General features: G+C 55.2%; 18 protein-coding genes. 15 read left to right on the forward strand and 3 right to left on the reverse strand.

The genetic code is table 11. The features are described from left to right. Positions 1–334 precede the first annotated feature (334 nt). From M9H61_RS19995 to M9H61_RS20045, 11 genes are all read left to right on the forward strand, one after another. The gene (locus M9H61_RS19995) at positions 335–1,555 is read left to right on the forward strand and encodes an aspartate kinase (RefSeq protein WP_068519662.1); all 1,221 of its coding nucleotides are present in this window, start codon (positions 335–337) and stop codon (positions 1,553–1,555) included. Positions 1,556–1,707: 152 nt separating this feature from the next. Further along, positions 1,708–2,736: a nitronate monooxygenase family protein gene (locus tag M9H61_RS20000; RefSeq protein ID WP_068519739.1), complete on the forward strand. Its 1,029-nt coding sequence runs from the start codon at positions 1,708–1,710 to the stop codon at positions 2,734–2,736. 5 nt (positions 2,737–2,741) lie between these two features. Then, a complete protein-coding gene (gene ptsP, locus M9H61_RS20005; protein WP_250282579.1) occupies positions 2,742–5,024 on the forward strand; it encodes a phosphoenolpyruvate--protein phosphotransferase in 2,283 nt (760 codons plus the stop codon). Positions 5,025–5,192: 168 nt separating this feature from the next. Continuing rightward, positions 5,193–6,380 carry a helix-turn-helix domain-containing protein gene (locus M9H61_RS20010; protein WP_250282581.1) on the forward strand — a complete coding sequence of 396 codons (1,188 nt, stop codon included), beginning with the start codon at positions 5,193–5,195 and terminating at the stop codon, positions 6,378–6,380. Positions 6,381–6,559: 179 nt separating this feature from the next. Next, positions 6,560–7,684, forward strand: coding sequence for a flavodoxin-dependent (E)-4-hydroxy-3-methylbut-2-enyl-diphosphate synthase (gene ispG, locus M9H61_RS20015; protein ID WP_068519665.1), 1,125 nt, complete (start codon positions 6,560–6,562; stop codon positions 7,682–7,684). A gap of 128 nt (positions 7,685–7,812) precedes the next feature. After that, positions 7,813–9,054 (forward strand): histidine--tRNA ligase, encoded by a 1,242-nt coding sequence (gene hisS / locus M9H61_RS20020; RefSeq protein WP_250282583.1) that lies wholly within the window; start codon positions 7,813–7,815, stop codon positions 9,052–9,054. A gap of 7 nt (positions 9,055–9,061) precedes the next feature. Beyond that, positions 9,062–10,408, forward strand: coding sequence for a glutamyl-tRNA reductase (gene hemA / locus M9H61_RS20025; RefSeq protein WP_068519667.1), 1,347 nt, complete (start codon positions 9,062–9,064; stop codon positions 10,406–10,408). Further along, on the forward strand, positions 10,405–11,487 hold the full coding sequence (gene prfA, locus M9H61_RS20030; RefSeq protein ID WP_250282585.1) for a peptide chain release factor 1: 1,083 nt from the start codon (positions 10,405–10,407) through the stop codon (positions 11,485–11,487). Before hemA ends, prfA begins: the two co-directional genes overlap by 4 nt. 2 nt (positions 11,488–11,489) lie before the next feature. Further along, positions 11,490–12,380, forward strand: a complete 891-nt coding sequence (prmC, locus tag M9H61_RS20035) for a peptide chain release factor N(5)-glutamine methyltransferase (RefSeq protein ID WP_068519669.1) — start codon at positions 11,490–11,492, stop codon at positions 12,378–12,380. Positions 12,381–12,672: 292 nt separating this feature from the next. Continuing rightward, positions 12,673–13,452, forward strand: coding sequence for a DUF4167 domain-containing protein (locus tag M9H61_RS20040; RefSeq protein WP_250282586.1), 780 nt, complete (start codon positions 12,673–12,675; stop codon positions 13,450–13,452). A gap of 265 nt (positions 13,453–13,717) precedes the next feature. Continuing rightward, positions 13,718–15,307: a type IV secretory system conjugative DNA transfer family protein gene (locus tag M9H61_RS20045; RefSeq protein ID WP_250282588.1), complete on the forward strand. Its 1,590-nt coding sequence runs from the start codon at positions 13,718–13,720 to the stop codon at positions 15,305–15,307. 93 nt (positions 15,308–15,400) lie between these two features. Here M9H61_RS20045 and M9H61_RS20050 read toward each other — a convergent pair whose 3' ends face one another. Continuing rightward, the gene (locus tag M9H61_RS20050) at positions 15,401–16,165 is read right to left on the reverse strand and encodes an MOSC domain-containing protein (protein ID WP_101245829.1); all 765 of its coding nucleotides are present in this window, start codon (positions 16,163–16,165) and stop codon (positions 15,401–15,403) included. 352 nt (positions 16,166–16,517) lie between these two features. On the opposite strand from M9H61_RS20050, the gene clpB reads away from it, so the two are divergent. Both clpB and M9H61_RS20060 read left to right on the forward strand, forming a co-directional pair. Beyond that, on the forward strand, positions 16,518–19,109 hold the full coding sequence (gene clpB, locus M9H61_RS20055; protein WP_250282590.1) for an ATP-dependent chaperone ClpB: 2,592 nt from the start codon (positions 16,518–16,520) through the stop codon (positions 19,107–19,109). Positions 19,110–19,252: 143 nt separating this feature from the next. Then, the gene (locus M9H61_RS20060) at positions 19,253–20,056 is read left to right on the forward strand and encodes a DUF4197 domain-containing protein (RefSeq protein WP_250282592.1); all 804 of its coding nucleotides are present in this window, start codon (positions 19,253–19,255) and stop codon (positions 20,054–20,056) included. A gap of 44 nt (positions 20,057–20,100) precedes the next feature. Here the strand turns inward: M9H61_RS20060 and M9H61_RS20065 are convergent, their stop codons facing one another. Together M9H61_RS20065 and M9H61_RS20070 are read right to left on the reverse strand one after the other, a co-directional pair. Next, a complete protein-coding gene (locus tag M9H61_RS20065; RefSeq protein WP_250285096.1) occupies positions 20,101–20,445 on the reverse strand; it encodes an AAA family ATPase in 345 nt (114 codons plus the stop codon). Positions 20,446–20,534: 89 nt separating this feature from the next. Next, entirely contained in the window at positions 20,535–22,355 is a 1,821-nt protein-coding gene (locus M9H61_RS20070) for a long-chain fatty acid--CoA ligase (protein ID WP_250282594.1), read from the reverse strand. 478 nt (positions 22,356–22,833) lie between these two features. Between M9H61_RS20070 and M9H61_RS20075 the strand changes: the two genes are divergently transcribed. Both M9H61_RS20075 and M9H61_RS20080 read left to right on the forward strand, forming a co-directional pair. Further along, positions 22,834–24,609, forward strand: coding sequence for a M3 family oligoendopeptidase (locus M9H61_RS20075; RefSeq protein ID WP_206927081.1), 1,776 nt, complete (start codon positions 22,834–22,836; stop codon positions 24,607–24,609). Position 24,610: 1 nt separating this feature from the next. Beyond that, positions 24,611–25,990, forward strand: a complete 1,380-nt coding sequence (locus M9H61_RS20080; protein WP_250282596.1) for an AarF/ABC1/UbiB kinase family protein — start codon at positions 24,611–24,613, stop codon at positions 25,988–25,990. Positions 25,991–26,573 lie beyond the last annotated feature (583 nt).

Consider the following 26,573-nt stretch of genomic DNA (forward strand, 5'->3'; position numbering starts at 1 on the left):
GCGCCCATCGTCGCTGATCGGGTATCAAAACCATGTCTGAGGTGATCTGCATTTCCGGTATGGATCGTCAGGGTTTTTGGGTAAATTTCGCACGATATTTCACTGAATTTGCATGCGCGGAGCCATTCGGGACAAATTTGGCTTATAAAAATTGCTCCGACGCAATTTATCGGCTGCGTTGATGCTTGTTTCGCGATGATTATGGAAGTATTGATAACGCCGCCCGAAACAGGGGACGCGCCGACACGATGGCATTGCATCCCTGCCAGGGAACCGGATCACATACCGTCTCGTTCGGATCGCCGATGGACGGAGAGCATAGCGGGGATACTTCATGGCCCGTATTGTCATGAAATTTGGCGGCACTTCGGTCGCTGATGTTGATAAAATCAAAAACGTAGCACGTCGGGTCAAGGCCGAGGTGGACGCTGGCAATCAGGTTGCTGTGGTCGTCTCTGCCATGTCTGGCAAGACCAATGAACTGGTCGGTTGGGCGCAGGAAGTCTCGCCGATGTATGATGCACGCGAGTATGACGTCATCGTATCGTCGGGTGAGCAGGTTACCGTCGGGCTTCTGGCCATGGCGCTGCAAAGCATGGATGTGCCTGCGCGTTCCTGGCTTGGATGGCAAATTCCGATCAAGACCGATGGCGCACATGCCAAGGCCCGTATCAAGGAAATCGATACCACCGAACTCGACAAGCGCATGAATGGCGGCGAAGTCGTTTGTGTGGCCGGGTTCCAGGGGATCGCACCGGACAACCGGATCACCACGCTGGGGCGTGGCGGGTCGGATACGTCTGCTGTGGCGCTTGCGGCGGCACTGAATGCGGATCGTTGCGACATCTATACCGATGTCGAAGGGGTTTACACCACCGATCCGCGCATCGTGCCCAAGGCCAAGAAGATCGAAAAGATTACCTACGAAGAAATGCTGGAACTGGCTTCGCTGGGTGCGAAGGTCCTGCAAACCCGTTCTGTCGAGATGGCCATGAACCATCGCGTCCGGGTACAGGTCCGCTCGACCTTTAGCGAAGCAGAAGGAACACTTGTTGTAGACGAGGACGAAATCGTGGAACAGGAAGTCGTCAGCGGAATTGCCTATAGCCGTGACGAAGCCAAGATCACCTTGGTTAAAGTCGCTGATAAGCCGGGTATTGCCGCTTCTATTTTCAGCCCGCTGGCTGATGCGAATATCAATGTCGATATGATCGTGCAGAACGTCTCTGAAGACGGCAAAAGCACGGACATGACCTTTACCGTTCCGCGGGGTGAATTCCAGCGTGCGCTTCAGGTCATCGAAAAAAACAAGGACAAGATCGCCTATCAGGAACTTCTGAGCACTTCGGATGTTACCAAGGTATCGATCATTGGTGTCGGCATGCGTTCGCATGTCGGTGTCGCGCGCAAAATGTTTGAAACCCTTGCTGAAAAGGGCATCAACATTCAGGTCATCTCCACCTCGGAAATCAAGGTCAGTGTTCTGATCGCCGAGGAATATACCGAACTTGCAGTTCGTGCCCTGCACACTGCTTATGGTCTTGATGACGAATAATTTCGACAGTCCGATCGCTTTTGCGCGATTAAGCCACTGTTAAATTACGTGTAATACTACATACTGGTCGCAACGATGTGTTTCGGCCATTTGTGATGAAATGGCAGGGGATCAATCGGTCTCCTGCATTTCTGCTTTGGGGTACAGAAAATATGAGTGATCCGAAATTCGACGCAGCACACGCGCGCCTTGAAAAACTGTGGGCAGCGGGCAAGGAATTCCTTGGAACCGATTATGCCATCATGGCTGGCGCAATGTCGTGGGTGTCTGAACGTCATCTGGTTTCGGCGGTCTCAAATGCGGGCGGTTTTGGTGTAATTGCCTGTGGCTCCATGACCCCGGATTTGCTGTCGGCCGAAATTGCCGCGACCAAGGAAATGACCAAAAAGCCGTTCGGCGTCAATCTGATCACCATGCATCCGCAGCTTGATGATCTGATCGAAGTTTGCCGTGAACATAATGTCGGTCATGTGGTTCTGGCTGGCGGTTTGCCGTCGTCGAACTCGATCAAGCAGGCCAAGGAATTCGCCAAGGTTGTCTGTTTTGCCCCGGCACTGGTTCTGGCCAAGAAGCTGATCCGTTCGGGTGCCGATGCGCTGGTGATCGAAGGCAGTGAAGCCGGTGGCCATATCGGCCCGGTATCGCTGACTGTTCTGGTTCAGGAAATTCTGCCAAACATTTCCGACATTCCGGTTTTCTGTGCCGGTGGTATCGGACGTGGCGAAGCAATTACCGGTCTGCTTGAACAGGGTGCGGCGGGTGTGCAAATCGGGACTCGTCTGGTGTGTGCCGAAGAATGCATTGCCCATCCCGATTTCAAGAAGGCCTTCATTCGCGCAAGCGCGCGTGATGCTGTCACCACTGTGCAGCTTGATGACCGTTTCCCGGTTATTCCGGTCCGTGCCCTTGCCAACAAGGGAACTGAGGAATTCCGCGAAACCCAACGCAAAGTCATTGAAAAATTCCGTTCAGGCGAACTCGATCAGGGTGCCGCCCAGCTTGAAATCGAACATTTCTGGGCCGGGGCATTGCGCCGCGCCGTGATCGATGGTGACGTCGAAAGTGGATCGGTTATGGCAGGGCAGTCGGTTGGTATGGTAAAGAAAGAACAACCGGTTACCGAAATTCTGCAAGAGTTGGTCGAACAGGCCGTTCATTCCCTGATTAAGAGAGACGACTAAGCCAAATGAGCATTCCCTCCGCCGCAGTCACTGGTCCGCGACGCCTTTTAAAGCGCGTCCGTGACGTTATGGCTGGGCCGGGGACTGCGGAAGAGCGTCTGGGACAGATCGTAACCATCATTGCTGCTGATATGGTGGCAGAGGTGTGCTCGGTCTATGTCATGCGCGCGGGCGAAGTGCTTGAACTGTTCGCGACATGTGGTCTGTCCAAAGAGGCGGTCCACATGACCCGCCTGCGCGTTGGCGAGGGCATTGTCGGTTTTGTTGCTGCCCATGCCCGTCCCCTTAATCTCAAGGATGCGCAAAAGCACCCGAACTTTGCCTATCGCCCGGAAACCGGCGAGGAAATCTATCATTCCATGATCGGTGTGCCGATTTTGCGCGGTGGTCGCATCATCGGGGTTCTGGCCGTCCAGAACCGTACCGAACGCCTTTATTCCGAAGACGAACAGGAAGCGCTTGAAAACGTTGCCATGGTGCTGGCCGAAATGGTCGCCGGTGGCGAACTGGTCAGCCGTGAAGAACTGCTTCCGGCTGATGGGATTGCATTGTTGCCGCTGCGTCTGGGCGGGGCGCGTCTGGCACCCGGGATCGGCAAGGGGCTTGCCGTTCTTCATGAACCGCGCATCGTCATTGATCGCATGGTGTCCGAAGACCCGGAAGAAGAACTGACGCGTCTGCGCGAAGCCATGCACGGGCTTCAGAACCATCTCGACAAGATGCTCGAAGCAGTATCGGGTATTGATGGCCTGAACGAGGCCGACGATCCGGGCGATATTCTTGAAGCCTATCGGATGATTGCCCAGGATACCGGATGGCTTAACCGCATCACCGAGGCGGTCCATACCGGCCTTACCGCAGAAGCCGCGGTGCAAAAGGTCCATGACGATACGCGTGCGCGCATGGCGCAGGTCTCCGATCCGTATTTGCGCGAACGTCTTCATGATCTCGAAGATCTGGCCAACCGGTTGTTGCAGCATCTTTCCGGGCAATATCAGTCCCCGGCATTTGGCGATCTGCCTGATGATATCATTCTGGTTGCGCGCAATATCGGTCCGGCCGAACTTCTTGATTATGATCATACCCGGTTGCGCGGTCTGGCGCTTGAAGAAGGGTCGCATACCTCGCACGTGGCGATTGTTGCCCGTGCGCTTGATATTCCGGTTCTGGGCGGGGTCAAAGGGGTTCTCGACAAGGTCGAGGCCGGTGATCCGCTGATTGTTGATGCCGACAATACCCAGCTGTTTGTCCGCCCGACCGAAGATGTGCGCGCGGTAATTGACGGCGCCCTTAAGGCCCGGGCGGAACGCAAGGCGCTTTATGCCCAGATGCGCGACATGCCCGCACGCACCACCGATGGTGCGGACATTTCGCTTAATGTGAATGCCGGTCTTTTGATCGATGTCCCCCATGTGGTGGAAAGCGGTGCGGATGGTATTGGCCTGTACCGGACGGAAATTCCATTCATGGTGCGATCGGCCATGCCCGATATCACCGACCAGACGCGCCTTTACGACCGGATTTTCGAACAGGCGGACGGGCGTCCTGTTGTGTTTAGGACCCTTGATGTCGGGGGTGACAAGTTGTTACCCTATTGGGAGGACATGACAGAAGAAAACCCGGCAATGGGGTGGCGGTCGATCCGCATCACCCTGGATCGCCCGGCAGTGCTTGTGCATCAGTTGCGCGCCCTGATCCGGGCCGGTCATGACCGGGATCTGTATGTCATGTTCCCGATGATCGCAGAAGTGGCCGAGTTTGATCAGGCCAAGCAGCTTCTGGATCAGCAGCTTAAACGTGAAGCCGAACGCGGATTTGTGCCGCGCAAGGTCGAAGTTGGCGCAATGCTCGAAGTGCCCGCCCTGATCTGGCAGGCTCCGACATTGCTTGACCGGGTGGATTTCCTGTCGGTTGGGACTAACGATCTGTTGCAGTTCATGTTTGCAGCCGATCGCGGTAACCCGCGGATCGAAGGACGGTATGATACCCTGTCACCGAGTGTATTTGCATTTATGCGGCAATTGGTGACATTGTGTGACCAGCGGAATGTCCGCCTGACCATTTGTGGTGAAATGGCGGGGCGGCCGCTCGAAGCGATGGCTCTCATCGGTTTGGGAATCAAACGATTGTCAATGGCGCCTGCATCTGTCGGTCCTGTAAAGGAAATGGTCAGAAGCATGTGCAAGGCTGAAGTTGAAAGATATGTCCTGACGATAATGGACAGTTCCACCAGATCTCTGCGTTCGCGTCTTAAGGCTTTCGCAATAGATCATGGTGTAAAACTTTAAAAAACATCGCTTTTGGTGGGGGTATCTGCTATTTTTATTGCTAGATCGTAACGTGGGGGTGCGGAGTTGGCGATCAAAAAGCGAAAGGAAGATCATTTGGGTGATGAGTCCCGCGAACGCCTGCGTTTCAGGCCTTTATCCGGGGACCAGCCATCGAATGATGTTGTGATGGACGCAGAGAATAATCAGTTCGGCGGTGGAAGTGCCGATGTCGGAAGCCTGCTTAAGGCGACCCGTACCGGATTGGGGCAATCAGTCGAAGACGTTTGCCGTATGCTCCGTATTCGCAAAATCTATATCGAAGCCATTGAAAACAGCGACTATTCGATCTTGCCGAATGGTCCCTATGGTCTTGGCTTTGTAAAGGCATATGCCGAACATCTTGGATTGGACGGGGCAGAAATGACCCGTCGTTTCCGCGAGGAAAGCAATGCGCCTGCGGTTCGCAGCGAATTGTCATTCCCGAAACCGGTTCAGGAAAGCCGTGTGCCCGGTGGGGCGGTGCTGCTGATTGCCGTGATGCTGGGTCTTGGTGCTTATGGCGGATGGTACTATCTGTCGAGCCAGGGCAAAACCATTGCTGATCTGGTTGATCCGTTGCCCGAACGCTTGGCAAGCTATTCGGCAAAGCCGGTCGAGCCGGCTGAACCGCGTAATCTTGAAAACGCAGCCGAGGCACAAGCTGCTGAGGCCGATGTTCCTGCAACAGCACCGGTAAGCCCGGAAACGGCGGCGAATGACGCATCTGATGCGCCAGTCACCCCGGTCGTGCCGTCACAGGAAACTGCAACCGCGACAGAAGAACCGGTCGCGGAACCGCAATCGGCACCGGCCGCCGAAGTTGCAGAAGCAACCGAGGCAACGGGCGCATCTGATGCACCGGCACCGGTTGTGACCGAAGAACCCGCAGCCACGCCCGAAACGGCACCTGCGGCGACGGCGACGCCTGCACCGGCTGAGCAGCAACCTGCTGCTTCGGCATCGGTACCGGCGGCACCCGCAGCGGAAGTTGCGTCGGTTCCTGCGGCACCGGAAGTCGAAGAGGCGGGCGGTGCCCGTGTGTTCGGGGCGGTCAATGTTGACAGCCGTGTCACGATTTCGGCGGTTGAGACCAGCTGGGTCCGCATCCGTGAGTCAGATGGCAATGTGCTTCTGACCCGTATGCTGACGGCAGGCGATACCTATAAGGTGCCGAATCGCGATGGCCTTAAACTTGAAGTCGGCAATGCCGGTGCGCTGACCTATAGCATCGACGGTGCGGACGCCAAGCCGGTCGGCGATTACGGTGCGGTGATTTCGGACTTTTCGCTTGATGTCGATGATCTGACACAGGCCGATCAGCCGACTGCACAGTAACTTTTCTGCCATCGAACTGGCACGGAACTGTGATCTGATGACGAAGGCGACCCGATGGGTCGCCTTTTTCGTGTCAGATATGCAAAATCTGGCTGAAAATCTGTCAGGCAACGGTTTCTAATCTGTGCCTGATAAGCTATATACACCCCCAAGACATCTTGAACATTCTGGAACACGAAATGAGCGTCCGCCCATATCGCGATATTGAACGCCGCCAAAGCCGCAAAATCCGTGTTGGTAATGTGGAAGTTGGTGGAGATGCGCCGATCTCGGTGCAGTCGATGACCAATACCCTGACCACCGATGTGAACGCGACAGTTGCGCAGATCCATCGTCTGGAAGAAGCGGGTGCGGATATTGTGCGTGTTTCCTGCCCCGATCAGGAATCAACCGCAGCCCTGAAAGACATCATCAAACAGGTGCATGTCCCGATCGTTGCCGACATTCATTTCCATTACAAACGCGCGATCGAGGCGGCCGAAGCCGGTGCTGCGTGTCTGCGCATCAATCCGGGCAATATCGGATCGACCGACCGCGTGCGCGAAGTCGTCAAGGCAGCCAAGGATCACGGCTGTTCGATGCGCATTGGCGTGAATGCCGGGTCGCTCGAAAAGGAGCTTCTGGAACGGTACGGCGAACCTTGCCCGGAGGCGATGGTCGAAAGTGCGCTTAACCACGCCAAGATCCTTGAAGATCAGGATTTCCGCGAATTCAAGATTTCGGTAAAGGCATCGGACGTGTTCCTTGCGGTTGCCGCCTATTACGGTTTGGCCGAAGCATGCGATTATCCGCTGCATCTTGGCATTACCGAGGCTGGTGGTCTGCGCGGTGGTACGGTAAAATCGTCGATCGGTATGGGCAACCTTCTGTGGGCCGGTATTGGTGATACGCTTCGTGTGTCGCTGTCGGCTGACCCGGTCGAGGAAATCCATGTCGGGTTTGATATCCTGAAATCGCTTGGCCTTCGGACCCGCGGTGTTCAGATCATTTCCTGTCCGTCCTGCGCGCGTCAGGGCTTTAACGTGGTTGAAACCGTGGCAGAACTTGAAAAGCGTCTTGCCCATATCTCGACCCCGATTTCCCTGTCGATTATCGGCTGTATCGTCAATGGCCCGGGCGAAGCCCGCGAAACCGATATCGGTCTGACCGGGGGTGGTGGCGGAAATCACAAGATGTATATTTCCGGCCGTCCCGATCACAATATCAGCACCGAAAAGATGGTCGACCATATCGTCGAACTGGTCGAAGAGCGGGCTGCCAAGATCGAAGCCGAAGAAGCAGCAAAACAAACCGCAGCGGAATAGCAACGCTGTATTGATCAATTTTGGCTTTCCGCCACACCGGCGGAAAGCTATTTTCATGTTCGCATGAATTTGCGCAACGCGGATTTTCGCGCAAATATCTGGAATTCAAGTTAGATCGGAGACCCAAAGTGGCATCGCTTCAACCCGTCCGTGGCACGCACGACCTTCTGCCGGAACAGAACCGTCTGCAGGATTATATCGCGAATACTGCACGCGAAATCGGCGAGTTGTATGGCTACCACCGGATGACCACGCCGATCTTCGAGTTTACCGAAGTCTTTGCCAGAACCCTTGGCGATACATCCGATGTCGTGACCAAGGAAATGTATACGTTCGAAGATCGCGGCGGCGAACAGATCACGCTGCGCCCCGAAGGAACCGCGGGTATTGCGCGTGCCTATATTTCCAATGGCATGCAGCAGATGTCCCCGGTCAAGGTCAGCTATTATGGCCCGATGTTCCGGTATGAACGTCCGCAAAAAGGCCGCCAACGCCAGTTCCACCAGATCGGTGCCGAACTTCTTGGCGTCGAACAGGTCGCAGGCGACATCGAAATGATCGGGTATGGCGCACATATCCTTAAACGCCTTGGCCTTTGGGATGATATCACGCTGGAACTCAATACCCTTGGCGATCCGGAAAGCCGGGCGGCTTATCGCGATGTGCTGGTCGATTACTTCAAGGGCCATTTTGACAAGCTGTCAGAAGACAGCCGCGCGCGTCTGGAAAAGAACCCGCTGCGTATTCTTGATTCCAAGGATGAAGGCGACCGCGAACTGGTGGCCAATGCGCCGCTGTTTTCGGAATATCTGAATGACCACAGCAAGGAATTCTTCAAGGGCCTGACCGAAGGTCTGGGGGATATCGGCATCAGCTATCAGCTGAACCCGCGTCTGGTGCGTGGTCTGGATTACTATTGCCATACCTGTTTCGAGTTCACCACCAACACCCTTGGCGCACAGGGCACCGTGATGGCCGGTGGCCGTTATGATGGCCTGATTTCGACCATGGGTGGTCCGCAGACTGCCGGTGTTGGCTGGGCAGCCGGTGTGGAACGTCTTGCCCTGATGGTGGGCGAAGCCCCGGCCGGTGCCCGTCCGGTGGCCCTGATCCCGATGGGGGATGCGGCCGAAGTCAAATGCAGAAGTCTGGCCCAGACTTTGCGCGAAGCCGGTGTGGCTGTCGAGCTTGGTTATTCAGGCAATATGAAAAAGCGCCTGAAGCGCGCGGACAAGGCAAATGCCAGCCAGGCCGTGATCCTTGGTGATGACGAACTGGCCAAAGGTGTCGCCCAGTTGCGCGATCTTGACAGTGGCGAGCAACAGGAAGTCGCACTTGATCAGCTTGCTGATGTGATCGGCAAAAAGTGAGAACAGCGTGACAGACGGACCAACGCATGAGGATGCCGGAGACTGGCCGCTTGATCGCCTGATGGTGATCGGCACCAATCATCGGCGCTCAAGCGAGGATACCCGCGACCGTCTGTTCATCGAAGAAGCCCGCCTGCCACAGTTTCTGGCCGCGATCGAGCAGGCCCGTCTGGGGCAGGCCGTGGTGGTTTCGACCTGTAACCGCACCGAAATCCATTTGCTGGCGTCTGAGGCCGAGCGCGGTCGCGAACGTCTGATCGATCTGATGTCGCTTTGGGCTGATATTGATCGTGATCAGCTGGCGACCGAACTTTATATCCGCGCAGGCCGGGATGCGCTTCGCCACATGTTTGCGGTCGCCGCATCGCTTGACAGCCTGGTGATTGGCGAACCCGAAGTCTTTGGTCAGGTCAAGGATGCACATCGCATCGCGCGCAAGCATGATCTGGTCGGGCGCGAACTGGAACAGGTTTATCAGACCGCCTATGCGATCGCCAAAAAGGTCCGAAGCCAGACCGGTATCGGACAGGGCGCGGTTTCGATTGCCGCAGCGGCCCAGTCGGTTGCCCGTGACCTGCATGGTGATCTTAAGGATTGTACCTTGCTTGTTGCCGGGGCAGGCGACATGGGCGAACTGATCGCCGCATCGCTTGCCGAACGGGGCATCGGACGCATTCTGGTGACCGATCGCCTGACGGCCCGGGCGCGGCTGGTGGCCAGACGGCTTGATTGCCACTGGTCGGAAATGGACGATCTGGACCGGCTTCTGGCCGAGGCGGATCTGGTTCTGACCGCCGGGGGTTCACGGCGATACATGATTGACAAGGACCGCGCGCTTGCCGCGGTCAAACGCCGCCGGTTCCGACCGGTTCTGATGATTGATACCGCCGTTCCGGGCGATATCGATCCGCAGGTCGATGAAATTGACGAAGTGTTCTTTTACCGGATCGAGGATCTGGAAAAGATCGCTGCCGAAGGACGCGGCGGGCGCGAGGAAAAGGCAGACGAAGCCTGGGCGTTGATTGAAACCGAGCTTGACGGTTTTGTCCGGGATCGTGCGCAACGGGCGGCTGTTCCGGCCATTGCCGATTTGCGCAAACGGTTCGAGGCCGTCCGCGAAGATGCGCTGCGTGAAAGCCACGGGGATGCGGAAAAGGCAACCAGACTTCTGGTCAATCGTCTTTTGCATGCACCGACCCAGGCCCTGAAAGATTTGGCGACGACAACAGACGGTGTTGGCACCGTGGAATGGGTCAAGGCCCAGAAATTGTTGGCACGCCTGTTTGAACTTGAAGACAAACCGGTCGACACGGCAAAAAGCCCGACCGATCCGAAGCAGGAGAATGAAGAGTGAGTCTCGACCTTGGTAAACTTGATGGTGTTGTGCGCCGGTTTGACGAACTCAACGCGCTTCTTTCAAGCGGCGAGCTTGATGGAGAAGGCTTTGCCAAAATGTCGCGCGAACATGCCGAACTGGCCCCGGTGGTCGAGGCGATCGAGGCCTATAAACGCCTTCTGAGCGACCTTGAAGAAGCCGAAGAAATCCAGGCTGACCCGTCCGGCGATCGCGACATGCGTGAAATGGCAGAAACCGAGAAATACGAAATTCTTGAAAAACTGCCCGAAGCCGAACGGCAGATGAAGCTGATGCTGATCCCCAAGGATAGCGCAGACACCAAAAACGCCATTCTTGAAATTCGTGCCGGCACCGGCGGCGAGGAAGCCGCCCTGTTTGCAGCCGATCTGTATCGCATGTATCAGCGTTACGCCGAAGGCCGCGGCTGGAAGTTCGAACAGATGGATGCCAGCGAAAACGACCTTGGCGGTTACAAGGAAGTCATCGTCAACGTGTCGGGGACGGACGTGTTTGCGCGTCTGAAATTTGAAAGTGGCGTGCACCGTGTGCAGCGTGTCCCGGTGACAGAAGGCGGCGGTCGCATTCATACGTCTGCGGCAACCGTTGCGGTGCTGCCCGAGGCCGAAGAAGTCGATATCCGCATTGATCCCAAGGATCTGCGTATTGATACATACCGTTCGCAAGGGGCCGGTGGTCAGCACGTCAACACAACCGATAGTGCGGTGCGCATCACCCATATCCCAACCGGCGTGGTTGCCGCCAGCCAGGAAGCAAAATCGCAGCACAAGAACAAGGAAAAGGCGATGAAGATGCTGCTTTCGCGCCTGTATGACCAGGAACGCGAAAGCAAGGACAGCGCGCGTGCAGCTGACCGTAAATCGCAGGTCGGTTCAGGCGATCGTTCCGAGCGTATCCGGACCTATAACTTCCCGCAGGGACGCGTATCGGATCACCGCATCAACCTGACCCTGTATCGTCTGGATGATTTCATTGCCGGTGGCCCGGCCGTCGATGAAATGATTGATGCCCTGATTGCCGAAGAACAGGCACAGAAACTGGCCGAGATCGAAGGGTAAGCATGTCCGCAACACTCGGCACATTGATGGCAGAAGGGGTCGCAGCCCTGAATGAAGCGGGCATTGAAAATGCCCGGATGGATGTGCGTATCTTGCTTGCACGTGCGGCCGGTGTTGATGGCGGGCGGATTTCGGCATGGCCCGAAGACGAAGTCGCGGCTGACAAGGAAGCACTGTTTCGTGACATGATCGCGCGGCGCAGCGGCCATGAACCGGTTGGGCGGATTTTGGGGGAACGCGATTTCTGGCGTCATACTTTCAAGCTGGCCCCCGAAACGCTTGAACCGCGCCCCGATAGCGAAACCCTTGTTGAATGGGCGATTGATTTCCTTGAAGACAATGATGCGCCGCGCATTGTCGATTTTGGCACCGGCACCGGGTGTTTGTTGCTTTCGACCATTGGTGATCTGCCCGGATCAAGCGGTATCGGTCTTGATATCAGCGAAGGTGCGGTTGCCTGTGCGCGGGAAAATGCCCGCGCCCTTGATCTGGACGGGCAGGTGGAATTCCGGGTCTCGGATTGGGATAGTGCCCTTGATGATCGCGAACGTGCGGACGGGTTTGATCTTGTGATGTCCAACCCGCCCTATATCACCCGGGACGAGATGGAAACGCTGTCACCGGAAGTTCAGAAATTTGATCCGCGCATTGCCCTGACCGATGAAGGGGACGGGCTGGCGGCCTATCGGGTGCTGTCACAGGTTGCCTTTGATCTGGCAAAGCCGGGTGGTTTCGTGATTTTCGAGATCGGCCGCGGTCAGGAAAAAGACGTTGGCCAGTTGCTGGTCGAAGCCGGTTTTGTCGGGGTGGAATATCGCGAAGACCTTGGCGGTATTGTGCGCTGTGTCGCGGCAAAGAAAACGCGCTGTTCTGTTGGTCGTTGCGTAATCTGAGTTTTGCGTCCCTGTGATGTAAAAAAAGCGATTGGCAGTGAAAAAAACAGTTGGAATAACAGATCAAGCCATATAGGTTGGTTTTAACGGGCCGGGTGCCCGACGCGCTTATGAGAGCGCCGTGTTCCCCAGTAAACAGTTAACAATCTCCGTTCCATTGATGGATCCCGGCAGGTTTGTGTAGGTGCCGTTTTGACCGGTGCTGTTTAGCGGGAAATATGTTTTTCAGACGGAGTGGTTCCGGGGCCTTTGATGCCACCGGATTGTTCTTCAACACCAAAGTCATGTTGATATGAGAAATAACAATAAACGTCCGCGCGGACGGCAACAGTCTAACAAACGTCCAGTAAATCCAAAATTCCAGAATTTTGACAGCAATGGGCCGGACGGCCGTGTTCGCGGCAACGCCCAGCAGGTCTACGAAAAATACGTTTCGCTTGCCAAGGATTGCACTGACGATCCGGTTCTTGCGGAAAACTTCTATCAGCACGCTGAACACTACCACCGCATTCTTCAGGCGGCACAGGAGTGGGAAAACCAGCGTCGCGAAGAACGTGGCGAAAACAATCGTCAGCGCAACAACCGTGGCAACCGTGACGACCGCAACGACGCCCAGTCAAACCAGGGCGACGACCAGCAGGGTGACAACACCGAAAACGCGGAAAACGCGTCCAACGACAGTGTTGCAACCCCGGCGGATGCAGACGGTTCGGCTGGTGAAAACACCGAAACTGCTGCAAGCGACGATGGTGACGACAAGCCGAAACGCGCAACCCGCACCCGTCGTACCGACGGTCGTGCAACCGGTCGCGGTCGCCCGCGCAAAACCGAAGATGCCGATGCGTCCGACAAGCCCGCAGCCGCAGATGCCGCTGGCGACGACACCCCGGCTGATGCCGAAACGGCAGAGCAGGGTGACGAAACCGAAAAGAAACCGCGCCGTGCCGCAAGTGGTACCGCCCGCACCCGTGGCCGCCATCCGACAGCACGTCGCGGGCGCAGCCGTGCGGCAGGCCGTGATGACGAAGAAGCCGTTTCTTCCGACGAAGGTACGGAACCGGTTTCGGCCTGATCTGACGGTTACATCATCTCAACATGACAAACACCCCTGTAAGTCAATGACTTGCAGGGGTGTTGTCGTTTCCGGGGGAATTTTCGGTCCCGGGTGCCTGTTTAACGCGGTGTAACTGTAAAGCAATATATCGGAATATATCGTGCAACCTGAGATTATTGTTGGTATCAATTTATAAAAATCACAAATAATTCCGTAAGGTTACTGCCGGTCAAAGAACACAGGTGGTGACCACCGAAAGGCGCGCATAGTCGGGGAGTGGTTGATGGGAACAGGTCTGTTTCGGGTCATCATGGTGCTGTTATGGGCACTTGGCGGGATGGTCATCGCCCTTGGTTTGTTTAATGGTGACTATGAACTGGCCCTGCTTGGCGGGGTATGTTTCATCATCCCGATGTTCCTGCCGCTGATTGTGATTGCCATTAACCGGTCACGACCGGCTTCTTCGAAGTCCAAGAAAACCCTGTCACCGGCCCAGCAGGCCAAAATCAAGGCCGAAGGGCAATGGGCCAAGCGCGAAGACCTGACGGCACGCAAGCTTCTTGAAAACAATCCGCCACTTGTTCTGGGGCGCTGGGGGGATGAAAAACGCCTGGTCGGGGCGTCGGGTTTGAAACGTGTCATCACCTTTGCTACGTCACCTGACGAATATTACCGGTCCTCGGCCGAACCCAATGCGTTGCTTCATACCGGCAATCTGTTTGTTTATGAACGGGTAGGCAGCATCTATCGCGCGGTTCATGATCGCCGTGCAAAAATGGGCCAGAAGCTGATCGTGCTGGATCCGCACGGACAAAGCGGTGCTGAAACCCATCAATTCAATCCGTTTGATTTTATCCGTCAGCAGGGTGAAGGCTTGATTACCGATACCGGGCTGATCGCCGATACCCTGTTGGCGCCGATGTTTGTCCAGGAACTTGACGAACAGGAAGTGCGAACTGCGCGCACCCTGTTGCAGGGCTTCATCGTTCATACTATTCAGAAAAGCCTTAAGGAAAACAGGAATTTGGGCGAAGTTCGCCGCAACCTGATCATGCCTTCTCACCGGTTTTACAAGATCCTTGAAGAATTGATGGGGATTGAATCGGCCGATGGGCGGATTTCCGAGGTCGCCCTGAATATCCTTGATATGACCGAAGATCAGCGCATGAAGATCATCGAGGCCTGCCGCAATGCGACGGCGGAATTCGATCATCCGCAAATCTCGCGCCTGGTCAGCAGCAGCAGCTTTACCATCGATGATATCGTATCGGGCGGCGTTTCGATTTTTGTCATCGGGCAGCTGGCCGGGGAAACGCCAGATGTTCAACCATCCTTCAGCCGTGTGATGCTGGCCGGGATGATGAACCTGATCAATCAGCGCGGCTGGAAATCGGGGGATCCGGAATTCCTGATCCTGCTGGATGGGGTGGAACGGGTCGGGCGCATGCCGCTGTTTGAACGGCTTCTTGGCGGCGGATATGGTGATGGCATGGTGGTCTGGCCCGGATTTAGCGGTGTCAGCGGCCTGATGGATGTGTGCCTGAACTGGGAAAACGTTGTCGGGCGGGTTGATGCCATTTCGGTGCTTAGCCAGGAAGGGGCATTCAACCTTGACTGGGTGTCGGGACTGACGGCGATGTCACGCTTTGACGATACCGGTGGCGGGGCTGATACCACACGCCCGGTGCATTTGCGCCCGCAGGACAACCAGCCGATCCTCAGATCAGCCGAAGTCGCACGGTTCCCCAAGGAAGAACAAATCCTGTTCCGCAAGGGATGCCCGCCGATCCGGGCCTGGCGACTTGACTGGCATCATGATGAAATGTTTGCCGGGATGGCTGTTCACGCCCCGACATTCAATCCGGAAAACTAGAAACGCTATTCGGGGGCGGCGATCATCTATGAACGACATCCTGCCGGTTTTGGGTGAACCACCGGCAGAATGGAAATTTCGGGAATATTCGGGTCAGTCGATCGTGATCGCATCACCCGGGGTGATGGTCACATCGTCAAGGGCCTCGACATAGACACCCATATAAAGATGGTTCACGCCCTTGCGCAGCATCAGGGGCACATTGATGTCGGAAACGGCGGTGTCGGGATTGACACTTGTTGCCTTGCACCGGGTGATCGGGTGAATGACCCGGAATGATCCGCCATTGATCTTGATGATCTGGCCTTCTTCCCATTCCAGTTCTTTCCACGGATCAAGTCCGTCAATCAGCAAATTGCCACGGAACCGCATCGGGTCGACTTCGCCCTGGACGATGCGGGTGGCGAAATCGCGGATGGATGCCAGATTGAGAAGCGAAATATAGGGTTCGCGCATATCGCCAAACTGGGTTTCAGGTGCGGAATAGATCTTCGGCGTGCCAGCGACATCGTTTTTCAGAAACGCCTTGAGGAAATCCTCGATCACGGTGCGGCCCATGGCATCGTCAAGCTTGCCCTTGCAGATTGCCCGGCCATTTCGCAAAACCGTCAATGTCGCGGTGTCCTGATCATATTCGGTGCCAAGTTCGGCCAGTTTGGGGGTGTTGACCAGTTGCAGGAAGTTGCTTTTGCGCGCCCATTCCCGCACACCGTCTTGTCCCAGCGATGACTGGGTGGCGACGACAAACCGGCGGTCATCGGCAAGCATTTTATGCGCCGTGATTTTGGCGTCTGGCATATCGATGCCGCGCATTCCCTTGACCGGGTATCGTTTGATGGCTTTGAGCTCGACCGTCATGGTGTGTCTTCCTGTATGGCGCTTGGGCATGGTATCGGTTCGGGGCGGAATACATGCCGTAAACGGTGACGTTAATTCGTTGTTTTGCCAAGAGCAACCCCAACATTCATACATGTTTCAGGGCAGTCCGGGCGTCTCTGGAATAATGACAGAATTCCGTGTTGCGGCGCACAAATAATTCTTGCAACTTTTGTAGGGGTATATGGTTGCAAACAGGCTAGACTGAGACATATCAATGTTGTCGCTGTTGAAATAATCTATAATTTTAGAATTCGGCAATGACGCCAAGGCCGTGGATGCTTCAAAGAAGGTCCACATCGTATGGATACTGTTGACTCAAGGAGTGGCAGGAATGGAATTCGAAAAGTTTACGGACCGGTCCAAAGGATTTCTGCAGTCTGCGCAATCGCTTGCGCTGCGTGAAAACCATCAGCAATTTGTACCGATCCATCTTCTGAAAGTGCTGCTGGATGACGAAGAAGGTCTGGCAGCCAATCTGATCAAGGCAGCAGGTGGCAAGCCCAAACTTGCCCAGGAACGCTGTGCGCAGGAACTGGCAAAATTGCCAAAGGTTTCCGGCGGCAATGGTCAGATTTACCTTTCGTCGGAATTTGCCCGTCTGATTGATCAGGCACAGGAAGTCGCCAAAAAGGCTGGTGACAGCTATGTCACGGCTGAACGGCTGTTGCTGACCATCGCACTTGATCCGAAATCGACTGCGGGCAAGGTTCTGGCGGATGCCGGTGTAACCGCACAGGGCCTTAATGGGGCGATCAATGACATCCGCAAGGGCCGCACTGCAGACAGTGCGGGCGCGGAAAATCAGTATGACGCCCTTAAGAAATATGCCCGTGACCTGACCGAGGCGGCGCGCGAAGGCAAACTTGATCCGGTCATTGGCCGTGACGAGGAAATTCGTCGTGCCGTTCAGGTCCTGTCGCGCCGGACCAAAAACAACCCGGTAATGATCGGTGAACCCGGTGTCGGTAAAACCGCGATTGCCGAAGGTCTGGCATTGCGCATCGTCAAGGGCGACGTGCCCGAAACGCTTAAGGACAAGAAACTTCTGTCGCTTGACCTTGGGGCACTGATTGCCGGTGCCAAGTTCCGCGGCGAGTTCGAGGAACGCCTCAAAGCGGTCTTGAGCGAAATTGAATCAGAAGCCGGTCAGGTCATTCTGTTCATTGACGAGCTGCACACCCTTGTCGGGGCAGGCAAGGCCGAAGGTTCGATGGATGCATCCAACCTTCTGAAGCCGGCACTGGCGCGCGGTGAGTTGCACTGCGTTGGTGCGACCACGTTGGACGAATATCGTCAGCATATCGAAAAGGATGCGGCACTGGCCCGGCGTTTCCAGCCGGTCTTTGTATCCGAACCATCGGTTGCCGACACGGTATCGATCCTGCGCGGCATCAAGGACAAATACGAACTCCATCACGGGGTCCGGATTGCCGATACCGCACTGGTGGCGGCCGCAACGCTTTCGAACCGCTATATCACGGATCGTTTCCTGCCTGACAAGGCGATCGATCTGATGGACGAGGCATCATCACGTCTTCGGATGGAACTGGATTCCAAGCCCGAGGAAATCGACGAGCTTGATCGCCGTATCATTCAGCTCAAGATCGAACGCGAAGCCCTGAAAAAAGAACAGGACAGCGCGTCACAGGATCGTCTTGGCCGTCTGGAAAAGGAACTGGCCGAACTGGAAGGCAAGTCGGCCGAACTGACCGCGAAATGGGAAGCCCAGAAAAAAGAACTGGCGGCATCAACCCATATCAAGGAACAGCTTGACCAGGCCCGTGGTGAACTTGAACGCGCCATGCGTGATGGCAAACTCGACCGTGCCGGACAGCTTCAATACGAAGAAATCCCGGCCCTGATGGCATTGCTTGAAAAGGCCGAAAACGATCCGTCGCGCGGCATCAAGGAAGAAGCGGTAACCGAAAAGCATATCGCATCGGTGGTATCGCGCTGGACCGGTATTCCGGTGGACAAGATGCTTGAAGGTGAACGTGAAAAACTTCTGGAAATGGAAGACACGTTGCGCAAGCGGGTTGTTGGTCAGGATGACGCCGTGCGGTCGATTTCGAATGCGGTGCGCCGTGCCCGTGCCGGGCTTCAGGATCCAAACCGACCGATCGGTTCGTTCCTGTTCCTTGGCCCCACCGGGGTTGGTAAAACCGAACTGACCAAGGCGCTGGCACAGTTCCTGTTTGATGATGAACAGGCCATGGTGCGGATTGATATGTCCGAATTCATGGAAAAACATGCCGTCGCGCGTCTGATCGGTGCGCCCCCGGGCTATGTCGGTTACGAAGAAGGCGGTTCTCTGACCGAAGCGGTACGGCGGCGTCCGTATCAGGTTGTGCTGTTTGACGAAGTCGAAAAGGCACATCCCGATGTGTTCAACGTCCTGCTTCAGGTTCTTGACGAAGGTCGTCTGACCGACGGGCAGGGCCGGGTTGTCGATTTCCGCAATACGCTGATCATTCTGACCTCGAACCTGGGCGGTGAAATTCTTGCCAAGCAGCAACCGGGTCATGACAGCGGCGAAGTCCGCAATCAGGTCATGGAAATTGTCCGGGCATCGTTCCGTCCGGAATTCCTCAACCGTCTGGATGAAACCATCCTGTTCCATCGTCTGGCCCGTGAACAGATGGGCAAGATCGTTGAAATCCAGCTTGGCCGTCTTGAGAAGCTGCTGTTTGATCGCAAGATCGATCTCAAGCTTGATGATGCTGCCAAGGATTGGCTGGCAGAAAAAGGGTATGACCCGATTTACGGTGCCCGCCCGCTTAAACGCGTCATTCAGCGTTATCTGCAAAACCCGCTGGCGATGCAGATCCTTGAAGGCGCGATCAAGGATGGCGATACCGTGCCGGTCTCGACCGAAGGAAGCGATCTTTTGCTGAATGGCAAAAAGGTCGAGGTGGTTGAATAACCCCGCCTGACATTACAAATGCAAAACCCCGGCATATGTCCGGGGTTTTGTCTTTTTCGGGTCACGATTACCCGGCACTATCGGTTTGCGATAAGATAGACAGATCAGACAATATACAACCACGTAAACGACCGGGACATCACATGCAGTCAAAACCGTTTTCATCCATGCAGCGCCTTGGCGCGATCGCACTTGGTGCGCTTGTTCTTTCAACCGGGATGTCCCAGCCGTCTGTGGCGCAATCCTTTTTTGACAAGGCCAAGCAAACGCTTGGCGAAGCCTTGAATTCGTCGGGATCAGGCAGTTCGTCAGATGCCACGAGTGCGGCGGTTTCGGCCCTGTCATCGGATACGGTGGAGCAGGGCCTTAAACAGGCGCTTGATATGGGGGTTGATCTTGTCACCAGTCAGCTTGGCGCGACCGATGGCTTCAATGCCGACCCGGTGGCCCATATCCCGCTTCCTGAAAGTGTCAAATCAGCCCAGAAACTTTTGAGTGCCGCCGGGCTTGGAAGCTATGCCGACGAGATCGAGCTGCGTATGAACCGGGCGGCCGAACAAACCATGAGCGATGCGGGGGATATCCTGGTCAATGCGGTCAAACAGATGACTGTTGCCGATGCCAAAGGCATCCTTGAAGGACCGGATGATGCCGCAACCAGTTATCTGCGTCGTGTTGCCGGTTCGGACATCGAAGGGCGCTTGCGCCCGGTTATTACCGACGCGCTGGCAGATACCGGTGCCCTGTCGCTTTATGATCAGATGGTCGGGCAATATGACACATTGCCGTTCGTCCCCGATCTCAAGGCGTCACTGACCGATCATGCGACGGAAAAGGCAATGGACGGCCTGTTCCATTACATCGCGCTTCAGGAAGCAGATATTCGTTCCGATCCGACCCGCTGGACGACAGATATCCTCAAAAAGGTTTTCTCGGCCGCGCAATAGGGCATTGGAGCCGGGGACAGCGGATGCGAAACGACCGGTTTTGATCAGCGGTATTGTTCGGGAAGGTCTTCCCAGCGGTCACGCATGTCGGCAAGGGTTTCGTCGGGAACCTGATGGATGCTGCCGAATTTGCCGTGGCATTCGACGATCAGAAGTTTGATATCAAGCTGTTCGGCCATGTCGATATAGGCCTTCATTTCCCAGAACCGGGTAAAGGTATTGGAGACGATGACATTCCTGCCATCTGTCAGGGCCTCGCGACATTTGGCTTCGCATTTGGCGTGGGTATGACGAAGCCGGCGGATGTCAAATTCATAGAAGCCCTGACGGTCGACCATGAACATGTCGGCTTCCAGATGGAGCGCGCCGGTTGCCGATGCCAGATGCACGGCCAATGTTGATTTCCCTGATCCGGGAAGACCCCGGATCAGGGTTAGTGTTTGGAGCTTTCCGTCTTTGACGCCAGGCATTTCGACAGTTACTGGCCTTTGCGCTTGCGCTGATAAAGGCCATCAAGCTGTTTGCCATAAGCCTCGCGGATTTTATGGCGACGGATTTTCATCGACGGCGTCAGCATTTCGTTATCGATGCTGAACGGAGCTTCGGCGAACATGAAGCTGCGGACCTTTTCAATCGTCGACAGGCGTTTGTTGACGCGATCAATGGCGTCACGGATGGCTTTGCGGAAATCTTCGTTTTTCGCCAGCACATCGATATTGTTTTCAATCGAATTGTCGCGGGCGAATTCGCGCATGAAGTCTTCTTCCGGCCAGACAACCGCCACCAGATAGGGCAAGGCATCGCCATATACCATGGCCTGCGAGATTTCGGTTTCAAGCGTCATCAGACCTTCGATCCGCTGGGGTGAAATATTGTCCCCGCCGGAATTGACGATGATGTCCTTTTTGCGATCGGTGATGATCAGGCTGCCTTCTTCGTCAAACATGCCGATATCGCCGGTATGAAGCCAGCCATCAACAATGGTTGCTGCCGTCACATCGGGCAGGTTCCAGTAGCCTTTCATCATGCTTTCGCCGCGCAGAAGGATTTCGCCATCCGGGGCAATCTGTACCTCTGCGCCGACCATGGGCGGACCAACGGTGCGCAGTTTGTTGTTTTCGGCACGGTTACACGAAACAACCGGGGCGAATTCGGTCTGGCCATATCCCTGCAAAATGCGGATACCGCACGATACAAACAGAACACCCAGTTCATAGTTCAGCGGCCCGCCGCCCGATACCATGGCCTTGATGCGGCCACCGAAACGTTGGCGCAACTTGCGCCGCAACAGCAATTCACATGCAAGGTTCTGAAGCTTTTCCACAAATGTCAGGCGCTGCTTTTCGTAATTCTTGCGCCCAAGGCGGAGTGTCAGTTCAAACAGCTTCTGTTTGATGCCGCCTTCTTTTTCGACCATGCGGCTCATGCGCTGATAAAGCATCTCATAAAGACGCGGCACCGCGGTCATGATGGTCGGGCGGACTTCGGCAAGATTGGCCGCAAGCTTATCAAGGCTTTCGGCGTAATAGATCTGCGCGCCGATACTCATCGGGAAATAAAGCCCGGCTGTATGTTCGTAGGAATGCGACAGCGGCAGGAATGACAGGAAGATTTCATCTTCGATGCCAAGGGTATCAATGATGTCGAACGCCCCCATGCAGTTCGACAGGATTGCCCCGTGGGCAAGCATCACACCCTTGGGCGAACCGCCGGTCCCTGACGTATAGATCAGGCAGGCCAGATCATCGCGCTTGATCCCGTTGACCCAGCTGTCGATATCATGCGCAAGACCGCGGCCCTTGGCAATCAGGTCATCCCACCGTGAAATGGTGATATCGCCAACAAAGCTCTGTCCCCATTCTTCCATCATGATGGCATGACGGCAGCGCCCGCTATCAAGGGCGGCATGCAGGAAGGGCTGGGCGAGTTTCTTGGTCGATATGATGGCAACGGCCGCACCACTGTCTTCGATCGCGTGCAAATGATCGCGTTCGGTATTGGTGGTATAGGCCGGGACAGTCATTGCGCCCACGCACATGATGGCAAGATCGGCAATCCCCCATTCCGTGCGGTTTTCCGACACCAGCAAAACCCGGTCCCCCGGACGCACACCGATATCATAAAGCGCACGGGCAAGGGCGCGGACCTGGTCGGCCGCCTCAAGCCAGGTGGTGGGGACAAATTCATTGGTTTCGCTGTTTTTGGTCCAAAGAAACGGTGCGTCACCATATTTCTTGGCCTGTGCGAAAAACATCGAGGGCAAGTTTTGCCAGTCGGCATAATCCTGCAAGCTCGTCATGACATTTCCTTGCCTTGTTATCTTTTCCCGTGGTCGGCAATCTTCGGGTTGCCCTGAACTGGTTGTTCTCTTCAAATCGTTCAGATCGCGCAAGATGCAAGCTGGACCAATTTAAATGAACGTTCCAAGACAATTTTGTTATCAGGGATTGCATCGTTTGGCAGCCTGAAAATGACGAAATTTGCGTCTGCCGGAATGCTTTTCACAAAGAACATTGAATTTTCGGGAAATTTTTCACGCAATCGTGCCGGCGATGACGTGATCTGAACACATTGTCGGGCCATCTTCATGACGGTTTGCTGTTGTTCGGATCGACGGTAACGATATGATCGGTTGGATCGCCCGGAAATCGATCCGCATTCAGGGCTGGTGATATGGCATCAAGCAGCTATATATCGGTATCGGGATGTGACTGCGCGGCATGCGGATCATGACGGCGCAGAACGGGGCGAAAGCAAGAGATTAGTCTGGAGGACAAATGAACGCGATCAACAAGAATTTGCCGACCTGGGATCTGACGGATCTCTATAACGATCCAAAAGACCCCGCTATCCGGCGCGATCTTGATGATGCAAAAAATCGCAGTCAGGCGTTCCAAAAAAGCTATCAGGGCAAGTTGAACGATCTGTCGGGCGACGAACTGGCAGGTGCGATTGCCGAATATGAAGCCATCAGCGAGATTTGCGGTAAAATCGGCTCCTTTGCACAGCTGCTTTATGCCGGTGACAGTGCCGATCCCGCAATTGGTCAGTTCTATCAGTCGGTTCAGGAAGAAATGACGGCGATTTCAAGCCTGTCGCTGTTCTTCGGGCTTGAGCTGAACCGGATCGAAGATGACGCGCTTGATGCGAAATATGCCGAAAGTGCGGAGCTGCGCCGGTATCGCCCGTGGCTGAATGAAAACCGGGCCTTCCGCCCGCACCAGCTGTCTGACGAAGTCGAACAGGTTCTTCATGAACGCCGTGTCGCCGGATCAAGCGCCTGGGTGCGCCTGTTTGATCAGACCATGGCCGATCTGCGCTTCCCGATTGATGGCAATGAGCTGACCATGTCGGACGCATCAAACATGCTGTCCTCGACCAAGGTGGAAGATCGCAAAAAGGCCGCCAAGGCAATTGGTGATGTTCTGGGCAAGAATATCAAGCTTCTGGCGCATATCACCAACACCCTTGCCAAGGACAAGGAGATTGATGATCGCCTGCGCAAATTTGCCACCCCGGTATCGTCACGCAACCTGTCGAACCAGGTCGAAGACGAAGTGGTTGACGCGCTTAATACCGCCGTTAAAAACAGCCATGCCGATCTGTCGCACCGTTATTATCGCCTGAAGGCAAAATGGTTCGGTGTCGATCAGCTTGATTACTGGGACCGTAACGCGCCGCTTCCTGATGATGATGACCGTCAGATCGATTGGGAAACCGCACGGTCGACCGTGCTTAAGGCTTATGGTGAATTTTCACCGGAACTGGCCGCGGTTGGGCAGAAATTCTTTGATAATCCCTGGATCGATGTGCCGCCGCGTGCCGGTAAATCATCGGGTGCCTTTGCCCATCCGACCGTACCGTCAGCCCATCCCTATTTGCTGCTGAACTATCACGGCAAAACCCGTGACGTGATGACCCTTGCCCATGAACTGGGCCATGGCGTGCATCAGGTTCTGGCCGGTGAGCATGGCTATTTCCTGTCTGATACGCCGCTGACCCTTGCGGAAACCGCATCGGTATTTGGCGAAATGCTGACCTTCCAGTCGATGCTGCGCTCGGAAGCCGATCCGAAGATGAAACGCATCATGCTGGCCGGCAAGGTTGAGGATATGCTCAACACCGTCGTGCGTCAGATCGCATTCTTCGAGTTCGAAAAACGCGTCCATGACAAGCGCCGCGAAGGTGAATTGACCGTTGATGAGATCTGCGAGATCTGGCTTGCCGTACAACATGAAAGTCTGGGCGATGCCATCCGGTATGAGGACGAGTACAAATATTACTGGTCCTACATTCCGCATTTCATCCATTCGCCGTTCTATGTGTATGCCTATGCCTTTGGCGATTGCCTTGTGAACTCGCTTTATGATGTTTACGAACACGCCGAAGACGGCTTCCAGCAGAAATATCTTGATATGCTGAAAGCCGGTGGCACCAAACATCACAAGGAACTTCTGGCACCGTTCGGTCTTGATGCATCCGACCCGGCCTTCTGGCAACGGGGTCTGAACATGATCAAACGCATGATCGACGAGCTGGAGGAGCTTTCCTGACATGAATGCAGACGACGATGATTTTACCCCACCTTCCGAAGAAAACAGGTTTGGCGGGCGGGTTCGTCGTTATGCAAGGGTGGGGGCGTCGGCCGGGAAACTGGCCGCACGCCTTGCCACCGGAAAGGTGTTCGGCGGCGAAATTGATCACGCCAAATATGCTGCCGAACTGACCTCGGCCCTGGGCGGGCTTAAAGGCCCGCTTATGAAAGTGGCCCAGATCCTTTCAACCATCCCCGATGCTCTGCCCAAGGAATATACCCAGGCCCTGGCACAGCTTCAGGCTGATGCGCCCAGCATGGGCTGGCTGTTTGTCAAACGCCGGATGCGCAGTGAACTGGGGGCGGGATGGCAATCAAATTTCACCGAATTCAGCCACGATGCGGTGGCTGCTGCATCGCTTGGACAGGTGCATAAGGCAACCCTGCCCGACGGACGCGAAGTGGCCTGCAAGCTGCAATATCCCGACATGTCGGCAACGGTTGAGGCCGACCTTAAGCAGCTTCGCGCCGCCTTTGCGATCTATAAGCGCTATGACAGTGCGATCGATGCCGAAAATATCCAGAACGAACTGACAGCACGCCTGCGCGAAGAGCTTGATTACGCCCGCGAAGCCAAACATATGCGGCTTTATGGCCACATGTTGGCCGGTGAAAATACCGTGCATGTTCCCGAACCGGTGGACGGGCTGACCACCGGGCGGCTTTTGACCATGACCTGGCAAAACGGGCAGAAGTTCCAGAAATTCCTTGATAGCAATCCCGATCAGGATGCGCGCAATCAGGTGGCGCTTAACATGTTCCGGGCCTGGTATGTGCCGTTTTACCGTTATGGGGTCATTCATGGTGACCCGCATCTGGGCAATTACACATTGCGTGATGACCTGTCGGTCAATCTTCTGGATTTCGGCTGTATCCGTATCTTCAAACCCGATTTCGTCAAGGCGGTGATCACGCTTTATGAAGCCCTTCGTGACGAGGACGAGGAAAAGGCCGTTTCCGCCTATGAAAGCTGGGGCTTTGAAGCGCCGTCACGCGAACTGATTGATGTGCTTAACATCTGGGCCAGCTTTGTTTATGGCCCGATCCTGGATGACCGCGAACGCAAAATGGGCGAAACCAATTCGGTTGCCTATGGCGCGGAAGTCGCCGCCAAGGTCCATCAGGAATTGCGCCGCGTCGGCGGAGTAAAGCCGCCGCGTGAATTCGTGCTGGTCGATCGCGCCGCTGTCGGGCTGGGGGCTGTGTTCCTGCGCCTTGATGCGCATGTGAACTGGTATCGTCTGTTCCATGACCTGGTGGGCGATTTTGATGTCTCTGAACTCGAATCCCGTCAGAAAAAGGCCCTTGATCTGATCGGGCTGGAACGCCCGGAAGATTGATAAACGGCTTATAAGTCGCGACGATTCGTGGTTTGAGGCGGCGGAATCGGGGCTGATTTTCGCCAAACAGATCGATGTTTGATCGTATTCGAGACAAAAAACACTGCCGTTTCTCACGCGAACGATAAGTTTTTTTGCGAACTTTTTCATAATTCAAGCGTTCCCAGATCAATGCCAGTCAGGCATTTCATGCAGACTTGCGCGTTTGTTTGTAAGATAATGTTCACTTTCTGCGTGGGGTGAAAATAGGGGAAACTGCTGTAAATCAACGGTCTATTGTGTGATGGTGCGGATCAAGACCTGTTCCGTTACGGAAATAAAATGTGCGAAAATCCGCACATAATGGAATTTCACCGTTATTAATTGAAATTCAGTTAAACTGATTTTTTATAGGTTTTTGATATTGTGGTTGTTGGTGGGAAATCGCATCTTGCTTTCAACGCAGACATGGCGGGGCGTCATTGATTGTTTGTCCTGAGCACCAATGGCGGGTGGGACCTGACATGTCACCAAGGCTTTATGCCTCGGAATGCGTGGTGGGAAAGTGGGCGGTTTCTTCTGCGTTAGCTGGAAGAACCGCCTT

Origin of the sequence: Thalassospira sp. GO-4 (assembly GCF_023588965.1) — a bacterium.
GTDB lineage: Bacteria > Pseudomonadota > Alphaproteobacteria > Rhodospirillales > Thalassospiraceae > Thalassospira > Thalassospira povalilytica.